We start from the raw sequence: 14905 nt of genomic DNA, 5'->3' as shown, positions 1-14905 counted from the left end.
CAGACCAAACCTGTGTCATCGTGGTCTTGTGAGCAGACCAAATCTTCGTCCTTCCATGCCCCAGGGCACCGGCGGTGCACGTGGGTCGTTCGCCGCGGCGCTGGCGCTGACGTCGCTGAGCACGTTCGTGGCGATGCTGGCCTATTCGGGCCCACTGGGGAACGCGGCGACGGTCACCGCCGCGGTGGCCGCCCCGTCCGGGGCGACCCTGTGGATCCTGAGCTCGATGAGCACCGGTCTGGCGTTGAGTCTGCTGACGGCAGGCGCGCTTGCCGACCAGTCCGGCCGTCGCAGGGTCTTCACACTCGGTGCCTGGATCTTCGCGGCAGGTTCGGTGGTCTGCGCCACTGCGACCACGGCGACGCAGTTCGTCGTGGGGCGAGTCGTCGAAGGCGTCGGCGCGGCCGGGCTGATCGCGACCGGACTCGGGCTCGTGGCCGCGGTGACGGGGGACGCCGCGGCCCGATCGACCGCCGCCAGTTGGTGGGGCGCCAGCATGGGGCTGGGCATCGCGCTCGGCCCGTTGCTGACCGGCCTGTTCGACCTCGTCGAGCTGTGGCACGTGCCCTACTGGCTGCTCGCCGTGTCCGGGGCGGGCATCGCCGTCGCCGCCCGGTGGTGCTTCTCCGAGACCGCGGTGATCGCGGGCAGACGGCTGGACCTGCTCGGCGCCGCGTTGCTGACCGGCGGGCTCGGACTCGGGCTGGTCGCGTTGGTCGAAACGCGCCAGGGCGGTCTCGCCCCGGCCCTGATCTGCGGCGGTGGTGCGGTGGTCACATTGGTGGCCTTCACGATCAGCCAGTTCCGCGGCCGGTCACCCATGGTGGACTTCGGTCTCTTTCGCCGAGGCGACTTCGTGGCCGCGACGGTCGCGGCGACCGCCACCGGTGCCGGTGTGATCGCCCTGCTGTCGTTCGCCTGCACGTTCCTCGTGACCAGCATGGGGATGACGACTTTCGAGGCCAGCGCCCTGCTCGTGCTCTGGTCCGGCACGAGCGCTGTCTCCGCGGTGCTCAGCCGCGGGTTGGCCGCGTGGCTGGGCGGAACGGCGCAGCTGGCGATCGGTCTCGGGGTCACGGGTGTCGGCCTGCTGCTACTCACCGGGCTGGAGGTGGGCTCGACCGGTGCGCGTCTGGTTCCCGGTCTGCTCGTCGCCGGCGTGGCCACCGGTGTCCTCAACGCCGGTCTGGGGCGGCAGGCGACCGCCACGGTTCCGCCCGAACGCGCCGCCGTCGGGGTCGGGATGAACAACACCACCCGTTACGTCGGTGCGTCTATCGGAGTCACCGTCGTCGGTGTGCTCGCCGCCGCTCCCGCCGGTGACCTCGCCGCCCAGCTGTCGGGCTGGAACCACGTGGCCGTACTGACCGGAACGCTCTCCCTCGTCGGGGCGGCCGTCGTGCTGGCGCTGTCCCGGAGTGCGTCGGCGCGAACCCCGGGATGAGACCGATCCGGTGGGCCTTCGGGGCCGTCCACCCGGCCGCTCGCCCGCCGGGGCTCGCGCTGTGGCTGGCCTCGGCGGGTGTCGTGCGTTAGGAAGGGGCGTACGGCACGCGCCGGGACGGGGCGGCTCGATCGAAGGAGGTCCTGTGGACGTCGTCGACTTCACGCCGGAGCCGGAGCAGTACGCCTGGACGTTCGGCGGCGTGCCGCCGACGCACCGGATCGAACCGGGAACGCTGCTGCGCCTGTGGACCGACGACGCCTTCTGCGGTCGGCTGCGCGACGTCACGGACCTTCCCAGCGCCTCGCTGAACATGCCGTACGTGAACCCGCAGACGGGACCGTTCCACGTGGAGGGAGCCGAGCCGGGGGACACGTTGGCACTGCACATCGTGGACCTGACGCCGGCGAGAGGCTGGGGCGCGTCCACGACCATCCCGCTGTTCGGCGGACTGACCGGCACGGATCGCACGGCGTTGCTGCAGGAACCACTACCCGAGAAGACGTGGATCTACGAGGTGAACAGCGACCGCGGCACCGTGGAGTTCGCCGCCCAGTCCACGGACCTGACGCTGGAACTGCCGTTTGCCCCGATGCTCGGCACCGTCGGTGTGGCACCCGCCGCGGGGGAGGCTCGCTCGTCGCTGGTGCCGGACGTCTTCGGCGGCAACATGGATACGCCGGAGATGAAGCCGGGCGTGACGTGCTATCTCGGAGTCAATGTGGACGGCGGGTTGTTCTCCGTCGGAGACGGCCACTACCGGCAGGGCGAGGGCGAATCCTGTGGCACGGCGGTGGAAGGTGCCATGCACGTGACGCTGCTGGTGGACCTGATCAAGGGTGGCGGCCCGGCGTGGCCCCGGATCGAATCAGACGAGTATCTCACCGTGATCGGTTCGAGCAGGCCGCTCGAGGACGCGTGGCGCGCGAGCCAGGTCGACATGATCCGCTGGCTCGGCGAGTTGTACGGCCTCGACGCCATGGACGGCTATCAGCTGGTCACCCAGATCAGCGAGTCGCCGCTGGCGAACGTGTGCGACGCCAACTACAGCGCGGCCACGAAGCTCGCCAAGAGCCTGCTGCCCACCGCCGCCCCTTACGAAGCCATGCACCGCAGCCTGCGGGAGCGTGCAGCGAACCTGTGAGGCCCGGATACCGCGACGATATGGAGGACGACCCATGGACCTGGGACTCGACGGACTGAAGGCGCTCGTCACCGGCGGCACCAAGGGAATCGGTGCCGCGACCGTCCGCGCGCTCGCCGGCGAAGGAGCGGCTGTCTCGCTGTGTGCGCGCACGAAGTCCGATGTGGAAGCGACGGTCGCGGATCTGCAGGGCAGCGGGTACACCGCGACGGGCAGCGTCGTGGACGTCGCCGACGCCGACAGCATCGGCAGGTGGGTCGAGTCCAGTGCGGAGGAGCTCGGCGGGGTGGACATCGTCGTGGCGAACGTCAGCGCGCTCGCGATCCCGGACTCGGAGGAGAACTGGAACACCAGTTTCCAGGTCGACATGATGCACACGGTCCGCACGGTGAACGCCGCGATGCCGTACCTGGAACGCAGCAGTGCGGGCTCGATCGTCACGATCTCGAGCGTGTCCGGGCGTGAGGTGGACTTCGCCGCAGGTCCCTACGGCACGTTCAAGGCGGCGATCGTGCACTACACCCAAGGGCTGGCCCACCAGCTCGCGGACAAACCGATTCGGGCCAACAGCGTCTCCCCGGGCAACACGTACTTCCCGGGCGGGATCTGGGCGAGCAACGAGGAGAACAATCCCGAGCTCTTCGAGTACGCCCTGTCGCTGAATCCCACGGGCCGCATGGGCACCCCGGACGAGGTCGCGAAGGCCGTGGCGTTCCTGGCCAGCCCCGCGGCGAGCTACATCACCGGCACCAACCTCGTCGTGGACGGCGCGCTCACCCGCGGTGTCCAGCTCTGACGTTGCCGTCGAGAACACTCGCGGGACGACGAGCCGCTGCGCACGCCGGGCGGGGGCAGGCGACCGTGCTCAGCGGCCGCAGCGGTCCACGCGCTGCCACGGCCACTCGGCGGCGAGCCAGGTGGCGACCGCCTCGGCCAGCCGGTCGTCGAGCTCGGCCCTGTCCGCCCGCACCCACGACTGGACGGTGACGTCGCGGTCCGGGACGGACGTGGGATACAGGTAGACGCAGCCGATGACGTCATCACCTGCCGGCTCGAGGACGGTGTAGGTGAACCCGACGCGGTTCGTGAAGTCGGCGGCGTGCCGCACCAGGTCCTCGTGGTTGGCTTCGAGCGACATCCCCTCGAGCGGTGGCCAGTCGCCGTCCGGGTAGCCCGGCGTCGCCCGGATGTGGTCGATACTGGAGGTCCACGCTGCGTGGTCGGCTTCGTTGTGTTGCGGCCCCAGTGGTTCGAGGCGGAACGAGTCCGTGACGAGCGGTGTGGGAGGTTCGAAGCCGTCAGGGACAAACGCTGCCGAGGTCATGGCGGGACGGTAGCGGGCACCGGCCGCGCCGTGCGAGTGAGTTTCGCCGGGGCTCCGTCGACGGCGGTGGTGATCAGCCGCGCAGCATGGCGCGCACGTCCTCGATGGTGTCGGCCTCGGCGGGGTCCTTGTCCGGCCGGTAGCGCACCACCCTCGCGAACCGCAGTGCGACGCCGCCGGGGTAGCGGGTGCTCGTCTGCGCCCCGTCCAATTCGATCTCCACGACCAGCTCGGGTCGCAAGTGGACCGTCCAGTCGTCGCTGCCTCGCTCCAGTTCGGGGAAACGGCGGGTCTGCCACGCCAGGAGCTCGTCGGTCAGCCCCTTGAACGTCTTGCCGACCATGATCGGTTCGCCGCCTTCCGGGTCACGCGCGCCGAGGTGCAGATTGGACAGATAACCGGTTCGTCTGCCGTGGCCCCATTCTGCGGCGAGGACGACGAGGTCGAGCGTGTGCGACGGTTTCACCTTCAGCCACGCACGCCCTCGCCTGCCTGCGGCGTACGGGGTGTCCGGGTCCTTCACCATGACGCCCTCGTGTCCCGCGTCGAGCGACGATTCCAGCAGTGCCGCGGCGTCGGCCGGTGCCATCTCGCCGGGGACCACGTGCTCGCCCGCGACCTGGTGAAGTGCCTCCCGCCTGCTGCGGAGCGGCACGTCGAGCAGGTCGGTGCCGTCGAGGTGCAGGCAGTCGAAGAAGTACGGTCGCAGCAGCAACGCCCTGACCTGCTCCTCCCGCGTGCTGCCGAAGCGCGCCATCGTCTCCTGGAACGGCCGCGGCCTGCCGTCGTCGGTCAGCGCGAGCGTCTCCCCGTCGAGAACCACCGACGTGCAGGGCAGACCGCGTACGAGATCGGCGAGTTCGGCCGCATGCCGCGTGATCTCGCGCAGCGTGCGGGTGTAGACGTGCACCTCGTCGCCGTCGCGATGTACCTGGATGCGCGCGCCGTCCATCTTGTATTCGACGATCGGTTCGGCGATGCCGTCGACGGCCTGGTCCAGCGAATCGGCGGGGGAGGCGAGCATGGGTCGAACCGGTCGTCCGAGTTCGAGGCCGAAGGCCAGTAACGCCTCCTGCCCGCCTGCGGCCGCCGCCGCTGCGGTCGTGGCCAGGTCACCGGAGAACATCACCGCGCGGCGAACCAGATCAGCGGGGACGTCGGTGGCCGACGCGATGGCTTCGATCATCACGCCCTCCAGTGCGCCCTGTCGGAGCTCGCCGGTGAGCAGGCGCAGCAGAAAGTCCTGCTCGCCGGCGGTGGCCCGGCTCAGCAGGTCCGAGAGCAGCTCGGAGCGACGGGAGGCTGATCCGCTGCCAGTCGTGGCGGCCACCTCGCCGAGGACCGCGTCGACGTCGGTGACGCTCAGGGTGGCCGTATCCGCGGGCCGTCCCAGCAGGTCACGCACAGTTCGCCACCCCACGCCGATGCGGCCCTGCGTGGGTGTGCCGGTCAGGAACGCGACCGTGGGCGCGAGCTCGCCCGTCGCTGCGCGGCCAAGGACGTCCGCAAGGACCGCGGCCTTGGTCTTGCGTGATCGCGTGGCGGCCAGCTCGCCGGAGGCGCGGACGACGTCGTCGAGGCGCAAGGAGTCGGCGGGCCGGGTTTCGTGGTGCACGGAGTCTCGGTGCATGGCTCCATCGTCGCGCGCGGGGCCGACATTTCGCGTGGTGAGCGCAGCGCGAGCAGTACGGCACCGAAGCAGACCACGAGACCCGCCAGGCCCTGGACCGTCACCGGCTCGCCGAACATCAGCAGCGCGGCGAGCATCGTCGTCGGCGGGGTCAGGTACAGCAGCGTGGACACGCGGCGGACCGACCCACGCCGTGCGACGGCCCAGTAGAACCCGTAGCCGCCGAACGTCGACAGCACCACCAGCCAGGCGATCGCGAACCAGAACTCGCCCGACATCGGCGGTGCCGTCTCGCCCGTGAAGCCGGCGACGGACAGGAACACCACGGCCGACAGCGCGGCCTGGATCAGCAGCGATTCGGGCAGCGAGAGGCGGGAGGGGAGCCTGCGCTGAGCGAACGTGCCTGCCACGAGACTGAGCATCGCCAGCAGCGGCAGCGTGTACGCGAGGGCCGGAGCGCTGCCCGCGAGGTCGCCCGACACGACGAGCGCGACGCCGCCGAGTCCGAGAACGAGGCCGAGCCACTGCGTCGCGGAGGTGTGTTCGCCGAGCAGTGGGCCCGACAGTGCCGCCGCGACGATCGGCTGCAGCGCCGCGATCAGGGCCGAGGTGCCGGCGGGCACGCCCAACTCGGCCGACCACACGACACCCGACAGGTAGCCGACCTGGGTGAGAAGGCCGAGCAGTGCGTGCACGCCGAGGTCGCGCAGTGGGATACGCCGACGGCGAAATACCAGCCACCACAGGCCCAGCAGTGCGGTCACCGCGGCGAACCGCCACGCCAGCAGCGTCGCGCTGCTCGCGAGGGCGGTGCCCATCGTCGCGCCGATGAAACCGGAACTCCAGAGCAGTACGAAACCCACCGCGAGTCCGGTGTCGGTACGTGACGTTCCCACGAATCCTCCTCGGGATTGGCCGACGCGAGTAAACTGACCGGTATACCTAGTCGTACTATACCGATCTGTTTACCGTCAAGGAGGCCGTCGCGGTGTACGGTGGTGTACGCCCACGCGTCTCCCACCACCGCCCAACCGGGCGCGCTCCGCGCGGCCGCATAGGATTCAGATATGACCGAGCAGCAGGCGATGACACCCGCGGCCGAGCGGGTGCTCGAGGTCGTGGAGCAACTGTTCTACGACAAGGGGATCCACGCGGTCGGCGTGGACATGATCGCCGCCGAGGCCGGGGTCACGAAGAAGACGCTCTACGACAGGTTCGGCTCGAAGGACGCCATCGTCCGGCTCTATCTCGAACGCAGGGACGCTCGGTGGCGCGACCACGTGACCGCGATCGTCGAACAACCCGGCAGGTTCGGTCCCCGGCGGCGAGTGTTGCTGATGTTCGATGCCCTGGAATCGTGGATGGCCGCGGAGAATCCGCGTGGCTGCGCGTTCGTCAACGCGCTGGCCGAGCTGCCCGATCCGGATCATCCCGCGCGCCCGGCGATCGCCGACGAGAAACAGTGGGTGCTGGACTATCTGCGGCAGCTCGTGCGTGACACGGGCGCGCGCAACCCGCGCAAGCTCGCGGCGTCCCTGTTCATGCTGTTCGAAGGTGCCGCGGTGGCGGCTTCGCTGGACGTCGTCGCCGGGGCGGTGGCCGGCGCCAGGGACGCGGCACGGCAGCTGCTCGACGCCGCCCTGTGAGACGCCTCGGTGTCAGTCGAGGCGTGCCTGCACGCCGTCGAGGATGACTTCGAGGCCGAAGGTGAAGTTGTGCTCCGGGTCCGTGGCGGCCTGGAACTCCGTGCCGACCGTCGCGCCGACGCGGCCGGACACGGGGAGGTTCTCGCCCCGCATCACCTGATCCAGCACGGGCGAGACGGTGTCCCACCACTCGACATCGGTCATGCCGGTGTTCTCCCGCACGTGCTGTGCGTGCGTGCGGGCCGAATCCGCGACGTGTCCGAGGATCAGCGCCAGCACGCTGTCCATTTCCACGTCGGACAGTCCGATTCCGTCGAGCGGGCGCAGTTCGGCCTCGTATTTGCCGACGACGCCGGGGCCGAGGTCCGGCCGGGGTGAGCGCACCTCGAGCAGCCACGGGTGCCGCTCGTACAGCTCCCAGTTGCGGCGTGCGACGAACCGCATCGCCTCGCGCCAGTTCCCCGCCTCGGTGGGCGCCGTGACGTCGTCGTACAGCTCGCCGTAGGCCGCGTCCGTCATCAGCGCGGTGAGGTCCTCCTTGCCGGGGACGTAGCCGTACAGCGACATCGCGCCCACGCCCAGATGCTCGGCGACCTTGCGCATCGACACCGCGGCCAGTCCGTGGGCGTCGGCGAGCTCGGTGCCCGCCTCCACGATCGCGGGGACGGTGAGCCCCGAGCGGCCGGGTTTCGGGTGGTGTCCCCACAGCAGATAGATGCTGCGCGTCAGGTCGGCGACCGGCGTTCCTCTGGCCACGTCGGGTTCCTTCCGGCTGGCGTTTGCCTTTCGTCGGCAACCTACCGTACGGTGTGACGTACGCTGTACGGTAAGCCGTACGAAAATCTGGAGGGGTAGATGTCGGAACATGCGCGTACACCCGCCGTCGAGGCGGTCGGTGTGCGCAAGGCGTATCCCGGTGCCGCGGCACCTGCACTCGACGGCCTCGACCTCACGGTCGACCGCGGAACCGTGCACGGACTGCTGGGCCACAACGGCGCGGGTAAGACCACCGCGATCCGGATCATGACGACGCTGCTGGAGCACGACTCGGGAAGCATGCGCGTGGCCGGGCACGACGTGCGTACCGACGGCCGTGCCGTGCGGGCCCGGATCGGTCTGGTCGGCCAGTACTCCGCCGTCGACGAGGATCTCACCGGAAGGCAGAACCTCGTCATGTTCGGCAAGCTCGGCCGGTTGTCGGGAGCCGGAGCAGCCCGCAGGGCCGACGAGCTGTTGGAGCGGTTCGGACTGGCCGATGCCGCGGGCAAACGGCTGGCTGCCTACTCGGGCGGGATGCGCCGCAAACTCGACCTCGCGGCTGCCCTGCTCGTGGCACCGGAGGTGCTGTTCGTCGACGAGCCCACCACCGGACTCGACCCGGCCGCCAGGCGGGACGTGTGGGACGCGGTACGGCACCTCTCGTCCCGTGGCACGACGGTGCTGCTCACCACCCAGTATCTGGAGGAGGCCGACCGGCTCGCCGACCACATCTCTCTCGTCGCCAACGGCAGGGTGGTCGCCGAGGGCACGCCGGCTGTGCTGAAGGCCCGCGTCGGAGACGACCGGCTCGAACTGGCCCCGGCCGTGCACGCCGATGCCGACCGGGTCGCCGTCCTCGTGCGCCCGTTCGCGAGCGGTGAGGCCCACGTCGTCGACGGAAGGGTGAGCGTGCCGGTCACCGACCGCGGCCGTGCGCTGGCGGACGTCGTCGGCGCCGTACGGGACGCCGGGATCGACCTCGCCGACGTCGCGATCCGCACACCCACGCTCGACGACGCGTTCCTCGAACTGACCGGTTCCGGCGCGGAAGGGAAGGTGCTCGCATGACGACGACCTCGACGGCGTCCCCGACAGGGGATGGGTTGCGCCAAGGACTCGCCGACGTCGCGACGATGAGCCTGCGGGAGCTGCAGCACTGGCGTAACCGACCCGGCGTCATCGTGTTCGGCTGGCTGTTCCCGGTACTCGTGCTGGCGATGTTCGTCGGACTGCTCGGCGGGGCGCTCGGCCAGTCGACCGGCGGGTCCTATGTGGACTTCGTGATGCCGGGAATGCTCGCCGTGACGATGTTCTTCGGACTGGATTCCACGATGACGGCCGTGTCGCTCGACGCGTCCCGCGGTGTGACCGAGCGGTTCCGCTCGCTGCCGGTGTCCGGCGCGGCCGTGCTCACCGGGCGGTGCGCGGCCGATCTGCTGAACTCCATGGTCGGACTGGCCGTGGTCGTCGTCGCCGGGCTGCTGTTCGGCTGGCGTCCCGAAGCCGGCCTTCCCGCGTGGGCCGCCGTGGTGGGACTGCTGGTGTTGCTGCGGCTGGCGATGCTGTGGATCGGCATGTTCGTCGGCCTGCGGGTGCGCAGTCAGGAGGCCGTGAGTGCGGTGCAGGTCGCCGTGTGGCCGCTGCTGATGCTGTCCGGCGTGTTCGTCGACACCGCCACGATGCCGCGCTGGCTCGGCGTGGTCGCCGAGGTCAACCCGCTCACCGGCACCGTCGCCGCGGTGCGTGACCTGCTCGGCGCTCCCGGCGCGGGAAGTTCGTGGGTCGGCAGCGCCGCGCCGTGGCCGGCCGTGATCTGGCCCGTCCTGCTGACGGCGGTCTTCCTGCCGCTGGCCGCGGGAACCTGGCGACGGCTCCGCCGCTGACGCAGAGGTGAGGCCGCCTCGACCGGGCGGCCCCACCCCGGGCATCACTTCCCGCCGCGTGCCATGCCGAGCACGTCGAGGGCCTCGTCGAGCTGGGTCTCGGTGAGCTTACCCTGCTCGATGTAGCCGCGTTCGATCACGACCTCACGGATCGTCTTCAGTTCCTTGAGGGCCTGCTTGGCCACGGCGGCCGCCTCCTCGTAGCCGATGTAGGCGTTCAGCGGCGTCACGATCGACGGCGACCCCTCGGCGTATGCCTGCGTGCGCTCGGTGTTGACGGTCAGGCCCGCGAAGACCTTGTCGGCCAGCAGCCGCGCCACGGCCGACAGCAGTCGCGCGGACTCCAGCACGTTGCGCGCGATCACCGGCAGGTTCACGTTCAGCTGGAAGTTCCCCTGCGAGCCGGCGAAGGAGACGGCCGCATCGTTGCCGATCACCTGCGCCACCACCTGCAGGGTCGCCTCCGGGATGACCGGGTTGACCTTGCCGGGCATGATCGACGATCCCGGCTGCAGATCCGGCAGCGCCAGCTCGGACAGGCCCGTGCGCGGCCCGGAGCCGAGCCAGCGGAGGTCGTTGGCGATCTTGTTCAGCGACACGGCAACGGTCCGCAGCTGCCCGGAGGTCTCGACCACGCCGTCCTGCGAGGCTTGTGCCTCGAAATGATCGCGCGCCTCGACGAGCGGCAGGTCGGTCACCTTGGCGAGTTCGTCGGCGACGGCCGAGCCGAACCCGGAGGGAGCGTTGAGCCCCGAGCCGACAGCGGTGCCGCCGATGGGCAGTTCGCCCAGCCGCGGCAGACCACTGCGCAGGCGCTCGATTCCGAACCGGACCTGCGAGGCCCACGCCCCGGCTTCCTGGCCGAGCGTGATCGGCACGGCGTCCATCAGGTGGGTGCGCCCCGACTTCACGACGTCGGACCACTCGGCCGCGCGCTGCTCGATCGTCGTGGCCAGGTGTTCCAGCGCCGGGACGACGTCGGTGAGCACTGCCTCGGTCGCGGCGACGTGAATGGTGGTCGGGAACGTGTCGTTCGACGACTGCGAGGCGTTGACGTCGTCGTTCGGGTGCACGTCGCGACCGAGGGCGCGCGAGGCGAGCGTGGCGATGACCTCGTTGGCGTTCATGTTCGACGACGTGCCCGAACCGGTCTGGAACACGTCGATGGGGAAGTGGTCGTCGTGCCGGCCCTCGGCGACCTCGTCTGCCGCGCTCGCGATGGCCGCCGCCGTCTCGGCGTCCAGCACCCCGAGGCGGGCGTTCACCCGGGCGCACGCCGCTTTGAGGAGCCCCAGCGCCCTGATCTGCGCGCGTTCCAGCGTTCCGCCGGAGATCGGGAAGTTCTCCACCGCCCGCTGCGTCTGTGCGCGGTACAGGGCCTCGGCCGGGACCCTGACCTCGCCCATCGTGTCGTGTTCGATCCGGAATTCCTGCTCTGCCATGTCCCCAGTCTGCTCCCACAGCGGCCGGACGTGCCCGGTGTCGTCGGGCACGTCGCCGGGACGGGGACGTGACAGGCGGTGTGTCGGCGGTGGCGCACGGGAGTCGGGCCCGCGGGTGTCGCGAGGAATGTAGCGGCGATCACAACACCGGTGTCACGCTATTACGATCAAGGGAGCGCTTCAGCCATCAACGGCGGAAAGGGCGGTGCGCCCCATGGCCGAACCGACGGAGAACCCCGAACCGACCAACTCCCCGGAACCGACGGAGACCACCGATGTCGACGTGCTGATCGTCGGTGCGGGCCCGACCGGGCTGTTCGCGGCCTACTACGCGGGGTTCCGCGGACTGTCCGCGGCGATCGTCGACTCCCTGCCCGAAGCCGGCGGCCAGGTCACGGCCATGTACCCGGAGAAGATGATCTACGACGTGGCCGGGTTCCCCGGGGTCCGCGGGCGTGACCTCGTGAAAGGCCTCGTCGAGCAGGCGAACCAGTGGGATCCGCGGTATCTGCTCGGCCGCAAGGCGCACGCCCTCGACGACGACGGTCAGCGGCTGACGATGACCCTCGACGGCGAGGCGGGTGCGGAAACCGTGCGTGCCAGGGCCGTGCTCATCACGGCGGGCATCGGCGAGTTCACCCCACGCCCGCTGCCTGCGGGCGACGGCTGGCTCGGCAACGGCATGGTGCACTTCGTCCCCGCGCTCGACGAACACGCGGGAAAGGACGTCGTGGTCGTCGGCGGCGGTGACTCGGCGTTCGACTGGGTGCTGGCGTTGCACCCGGTCGCCCGCAGTGTGACGCTCGTGCACCGCAGAGCCAAGTTCCGCGCGGCGGAGTCGATCATCCGGGAGGCGCGCGAGGCCGGGATCAGGATCATCACCGACGCCGAGGTCGTCGAACTGCGCGCCGGTGCCGACGGTGTGCTCGCCGAGGTGTCACTCGAGATCAAGGACCCGGACACCAAGGAGATCCGGCCGGAAGTGCTGCCCGCCCAGACGGTCGTCGCGGCTCTCGGCTTCACCGCCGATCTCGGGCCGATCGAGGACTGGGGACTGGAGATCCACCAGCGTGCGATCAGCGTGGACTCGACCATGACGACGGCGCGCCCGAGGATCTACGCCGCGGGCGACGTCGCCGCCTATCCGGGCAAGGTCAAGCTCATCGCGACGGGTTTCGGCGAGGCGGCCACCGCGATCAACAACATCGCCGTCGAACTCGACCCGTCCGCCCACCTCTTCCCTGGCCACTCCAGCGGCTGACCGCTCAGCCTGCGGTCGTCTCCTCGATCCACCCCGTGTACGCCGGAGCCGACGTGTAGATCGACGGGCCGCTGCCGCAGACCGGATCGTTGTTACCCGCGCGGCTCGACACGCCCACCAGCCGCCACCGCTCGCCCGAACGCACCACCTGTGGCCCGCCCGAGTCGCCGTAACAGGCACCTGCGCCGTCCGGGTTGCCCGTGCACACCTCGGACGCCGGGTCGAATCCGGCGGCACACCGCTCGCCGTCGACGATCTGCGTGTCGACCTGCTGCAGCTTCACCGGAGCGTCGCCGCACCCGTTCTCGGGGCAGGTCTGGCCCCAGCCGAGCAGCCTGGTCGGCGTGCCCGGATCGGTCGACGTGGCCTCGCCGGGAGGCGTGTCGCCGTCGGGCGCGGCGATGTCGATGGGCTGGGCCGACACGGGCTCGCTCAGCCGGATCAGTGCGATGTCGCCCGTCGACCCCGGGTACTCGAACGACGGGTGGACGACGACCTCCGCGGCTTCGGCGAGCTCGCCGCCCGCGGTCCGGTCATTACTGCCGATACGCGCCGTCAACGGCCCCGAATCCTGATCCGCGCCGCCCTGACCGGTCGGTCCCTGGACGCAGTGTGCGGCGGTGACCAGCCACGTGGGCCGCACCAGCGCCGCACCGCAGCCGTGCTCGCCCTGCTCCTGCAGTGACGCCATGAACGGATACGTCCGGTCGGCGGGCGCACCACCCACCAGGTCGGGCTGCACGGACGCCGGTGCCGGCGCCGCCTGCCGGTCCGGTGCGGCTTCGGCAACCGCGGCCGACGCCGTGGGCGCCACGACACCGGCCAGGCAGGCAGCGGCCGCCGCGGCGGCGGCCGCGCAGCGGGAGAGCCGGCCCCGCATCAGGGGAGCGGCGGGACGGTGGTGTCACCGTCGGCGTCCGGGGCGCCGTCGAAGTCGACCGTCGAGAACGTACGCAGCTTGTTCAACCGGTGGTAGCCGTCGATCAGCCGCACGGTGCCGGACTTCGACCGCATCACGATCGACTCGGTCGTCGCGCCGCCCGCGCGGTAGTGCACGCCGCGCAGCAGGTCGCCGTCGGTGATGCCGGTCGCGCAGAAGAACACGTTGTCGCCGCGCACCAGGTCGTCGGTGGTCAGCACCCGGTCCAGGTCGTGGCCCGCATCGACGGCCTGCTGCCGCTCGGTCTCGTCCTGCGGCCACAGCCTGCCCTGCAGCTCGCCGCCGAGGCACTTGAGCGCGGCGGCGGCGATGATGCCCTCCGGGGTACCGCCGATGCCGAGCAACATGTCGACACCCGTGGTCGACCGTGCCGCCGCGATCGCGCCCGCGACGTCACCGTCACTGATGAAGCGGATGCGGGCGCCCGCCTCGCGGACCTCCTTGACGATCGACTCGTGCCGGGGCCGGTCGAGGATGCACACCGTGACGTCCGAAACGCTGCTCTGCTTGGCCTTCGCCACGCGCCGGATGTTCTCCGCGATCGGCGCGGAGAGGTCGACGACCCCCGCGGCCTCCGGGCCGACGGCCATCTTCTCCATGTAGAACACCGCCGACGGGTCGAACATCGCTCCCCGCTCGGCCACCGCGAGCACGGCCAGCGCGTTCGGCATGCCCTTGCTCATCAGCGTCGTGCCGTCGATCGGATCCACCGCGACGTCACACTGCGGGCCGTCGCCGTTGCCGACCTCCTCGCCGTTGAACAGCATGGGCGCCTCGTCCTTCTCGCCCTCACCGATCACGACCACGCCGGACATCGACACGGTGCCGATGAGCTGGCGCATGGCGTCGACCGCCGCGCCGTCCCCACCGTTCTTGTCGCCCTTGCCGACCCAGCGGCCCGCCGCCATCGCCGCAGCCTCGGTGACCCGGACGAGCTCCATGGCGAGGTTGCGATCGGGCGTCTCGCCCCGTCTCGGCGTGCTGTTGGTCATGCTGCCTCCCGAGGTGGGTGTCGCGTGATTACGCGCTCGACGAAGATCGGCGCGGACACTGCTTACAGTCTGCGCGAGCCTGCGTTCATGGAGTTGTCGCGGACGTCACGGTGGGTGTCACTCCGGTGAGCCACCGCCCGAGCCACCCGCGGCGTCGCCCGCGTCGGAATCGTCCTCAACCGTAGCCAGCGCGGCTTCGATCCGCTCGCGGGCGCCGGCGAGATGGGTTTCGCACAGGCGCGCCAGCTTCTCGCCGCGTTCCCACAACGCCAGCGACTGTTCGAGGGACAACCCGCCCGCCTCGAGCTCACGCACCACCTCGACCAACTGGTCACGGGCCTCTTCGTAGTCCAGGCCGGACAGGTCGTCGGGGGCGCTGTCGGGGGTGTCGCCACCGGATTCGCTCACGTCGCGGTTCGCCTCACGTCTCGGATGCGTGC

General features: G+C 70.4%; 15 protein-coding genes. 7 read left to right on the top strand and 8 right to left on the bottom strand.

Annotation, left to right across the window (positions count from 1 at the left end):
* Nucleotides 1–55 precede the first annotated feature (55 nt).
* The 3 genes from LY40_RS23040 (at nt 56) to LY40_RS23030 (ending at nt 3384) form a co-directional block, all read left to right on the top strand.
* The gene (locus LY40_RS23040) at nt 56–1444 is read left to right on the top strand and encodes an MFS transporter (RefSeq protein ID WP_183783163.1); all 1389 of its coding nucleotides are present in this window, start codon (nt 56–58) and stop codon (nt 1442–1444) included.
* A 145-nt stretch (nt 1445–1589) separates the two neighbouring features.
* Nucleotides 1590–2588 carry an acetamidase/formamidase family protein gene (locus LY40_RS23035; protein WP_258938118.1) on the top strand — a complete coding sequence of 333 codons (999 nt, stop codon included), beginning with the start codon at nt 1590–1592 and terminating at the stop codon, nt 2586–2588.
* 34 nt (nt 2589–2622) lie between these two features.
* Nucleotides 2623–3384 (top strand): SDR family NAD(P)-dependent oxidoreductase, encoded by a 762-nt coding sequence (locus tag LY40_RS23030; protein WP_258938117.1) that lies wholly within the window; start codon nt 2623–2625, stop codon nt 3382–3384.
* A 69-nt stretch (nt 3385–3453) separates the two neighbouring features.
* Here the strand turns inward: LY40_RS23030 and LY40_RS23025 are convergent, their stop codons facing one another.
* From LY40_RS23025 to LY40_RS26445, 3 genes are all read right to left on the bottom strand, one after another.
* Nucleotides 3454–3912 (bottom strand): GNAT family N-acetyltransferase, encoded by a 459-nt coding sequence (locus LY40_RS23025; RefSeq protein ID WP_258938116.1) that lies wholly within the window; start codon nt 3910–3912, stop codon nt 3454–3456.
* A 73-nt stretch (nt 3913–3985) separates the two neighbouring features.
* The gene (locus tag LY40_RS23020) at nt 3986–5461 is read right to left on the bottom strand and encodes an ATP-dependent DNA ligase (RefSeq protein ID WP_258938235.1); all 1476 of its coding nucleotides are present in this window, start codon (nt 5459–5461) and stop codon (nt 3986–3988) included.
* Complete coding sequence (locus LY40_RS26445; protein ID WP_258938115.1) at nt 5362–6438, bottom strand: DMT family transporter; 1077 nt, start codon at nt 6436–6438, stop codon at nt 5362–5364. The genes LY40_RS23020 and LY40_RS26445 overlap by 100 nt, the downstream gene beginning before the upstream one ends.
* 171 nt (nt 6439–6609) lie before the next feature.
* Here LY40_RS26445 and LY40_RS23010 point away from each other — a divergent pair, with 171 nt between their 5' ends.
* Nucleotides 6610–7188, top strand: a complete 579-nt coding sequence (locus LY40_RS23010; RefSeq protein ID WP_183783171.1) for a TetR/AcrR family transcriptional regulator — start codon at nt 6610–6612, stop codon at nt 7186–7188.
* 12 nt (nt 7189–7200) lie between these two features.
* On the opposite strand, the gene LY40_RS23005 is transcribed toward LY40_RS23010, so the two are convergent.
* The gene (locus LY40_RS23005) at nt 7201–7944 is read right to left on the bottom strand and encodes a TetR/AcrR family transcriptional regulator (RefSeq protein ID WP_183783173.1); all 744 of its coding nucleotides are present in this window, start codon (nt 7942–7944) and stop codon (nt 7201–7203) included.
* A 99-nt stretch (nt 7945–8043) separates the two neighbouring features.
* Between LY40_RS23005 and LY40_RS23000 the strand changes: the two genes are divergently transcribed.
* The gene (locus LY40_RS23000) at nt 8044–9015 is read left to right on the top strand and encodes an ATP-binding cassette domain-containing protein (protein WP_258938114.1); all 972 of its coding nucleotides are present in this window, start codon (nt 8044–8046) and stop codon (nt 9013–9015) included.
* Nucleotides 9012–9830 (top strand): ABC transporter permease, encoded by an 819-nt coding sequence (locus LY40_RS22995; RefSeq protein ID WP_258938113.1) that lies wholly within the window; start codon nt 9012–9014, stop codon nt 9828–9830. Before LY40_RS23000 ends, LY40_RS22995 begins: the two co-directional genes overlap by 4 nt.
* 44 nt (nt 9831–9874) lie before the next feature.
* Here LY40_RS22995 and LY40_RS22990 read toward each other — a convergent pair whose 3' ends face one another.
* Nucleotides 9875–11272 carry a class II fumarate hydratase gene (locus LY40_RS22990; RefSeq protein WP_183783178.1) on the bottom strand — a complete coding sequence of 466 codons (1398 nt, stop codon included), beginning with the start codon at nt 11270–11272 and terminating at the stop codon, nt 9875–9877.
* A 214-nt stretch (nt 11273–11486) separates the two neighbouring features.
* Between LY40_RS22990 and LY40_RS22985 the strand changes: the two genes are divergently transcribed.
* Nucleotides 11487–12533 (top strand): NAD(P)/FAD-dependent oxidoreductase, encoded by a 1047-nt coding sequence (locus LY40_RS22985; protein ID WP_372497769.1) that lies wholly within the window; start codon nt 11487–11489, stop codon nt 12531–12533.
* A 4-nt stretch (nt 12534–12537) separates the two neighbouring features.
* Here the strand turns inward: LY40_RS22985 and LY40_RS22980 are convergent, their stop codons facing one another.
* The 3 genes from LY40_RS22980 to LY40_RS22970 form a co-directional block, all read right to left on the bottom strand.
* Nucleotides 12538–13413: a S1 family peptidase gene (locus tag LY40_RS22980; protein WP_258938112.1), complete on the bottom strand. Its 876-nt coding sequence runs from the start codon at nt 13411–13413 to the stop codon at nt 12538–12540.
* Nucleotides 13413–14465, bottom strand: a complete 1053-nt coding sequence (glpX, locus tag LY40_RS22975; protein WP_183783184.1) for a class II fructose-bisphosphatase — start codon at nt 14463–14465, stop codon at nt 13413–13415. The genes LY40_RS22980 and glpX overlap by 1 nt, the downstream gene beginning before the upstream one ends.
* Before the next feature lie 117 nt (nt 14466–14582).
* The gene (locus LY40_RS22970) at nt 14583–14873 is read right to left on the bottom strand and encodes an exodeoxyribonuclease VII small subunit (RefSeq protein WP_258938111.1); all 291 of its coding nucleotides are present in this window, start codon (nt 14871–14873) and stop codon (nt 14583–14585) included.
* Between the last annotated feature and the right edge of the window lie 32 nt (nt 14874–14905).

The sequence above is a fragment of the Prauserella salsuginis genome (assembly GCF_024648885.1).
GTDB classification, from domain to species: Bacteria; Actinomycetota; Actinomycetes; order Mycobacteriales; family Pseudonocardiaceae; genus Prauserella; species Prauserella salsuginis.
Note: the sequence above shows the minus strand (reverse complement) of the source record. Positions and strands in the feature narration are given on the sequence as shown.

Bases quoted from the DNA above. Each gene is read 5' to 3' on its own strand.
- LY40_RS22980 (WP_258938112.1), bottom strand. From the start codon at position 13,413: ATGCGGGGCCGGCTCTCCCGCTGCGCGGCCGCCGCCGCGGCGGCCGCT.
- LY40_RS23040 (WP_183783163.1), top strand. From the start codon at position 56: ATGCCCCAGGGCACCGGCGGTGCACGTGGGTCGTTCGCCGCGGCGCTG.
- LY40_RS23025 (WP_258938116.1), bottom strand. From the start codon at position 3,912: ATGACCTCGGCAGCGTTTGTCCCTGACGGCTTCGAACCTCCCACACCG.
- LY40_RS22985 (WP_372497769.1), top strand. From the start codon at position 11,487: ATGGCCGAACCGACGGAGAACCCCGAACCGACCAACTCCCCGGAACCG.
- LY40_RS23000 (WP_258938114.1), top strand. From the start codon at position 8,044: ATGTCGGAACATGCGCGTACACCCGCCGTCGAGGCGGTCGGTGTGCGC.
- LY40_RS22990 (WP_183783178.1), bottom strand. From the start codon at position 11,272: ATGGCAGAGCAGGAATTCCGGATCGAACACGACACGATGGGCGAGGTC.
- LY40_RS23030 (WP_258938117.1), top strand. From the start codon at position 2,623: ATGGACCTGGGACTCGACGGACTGAAGGCGCTCGTCACCGGCGGCACC.
- LY40_RS22995 (WP_258938113.1), top strand. From the start codon at position 9,012: ATGACGACGACCTCGACGGCGTCCCCGACAGGGGATGGGTTGCGCCAA.
- glpX (WP_183783184.1), bottom strand. From the start codon at position 14,465: ATGACCAACAGCACGCCGAGACGGGGCGAGACGCCCGATCGCAACCTC.
- LY40_RS23010 (WP_183783171.1), top strand. From the start codon at position 6,610: ATGACCGAGCAGCAGGCGATGACACCCGCGGCCGAGCGGGTGCTCGAG.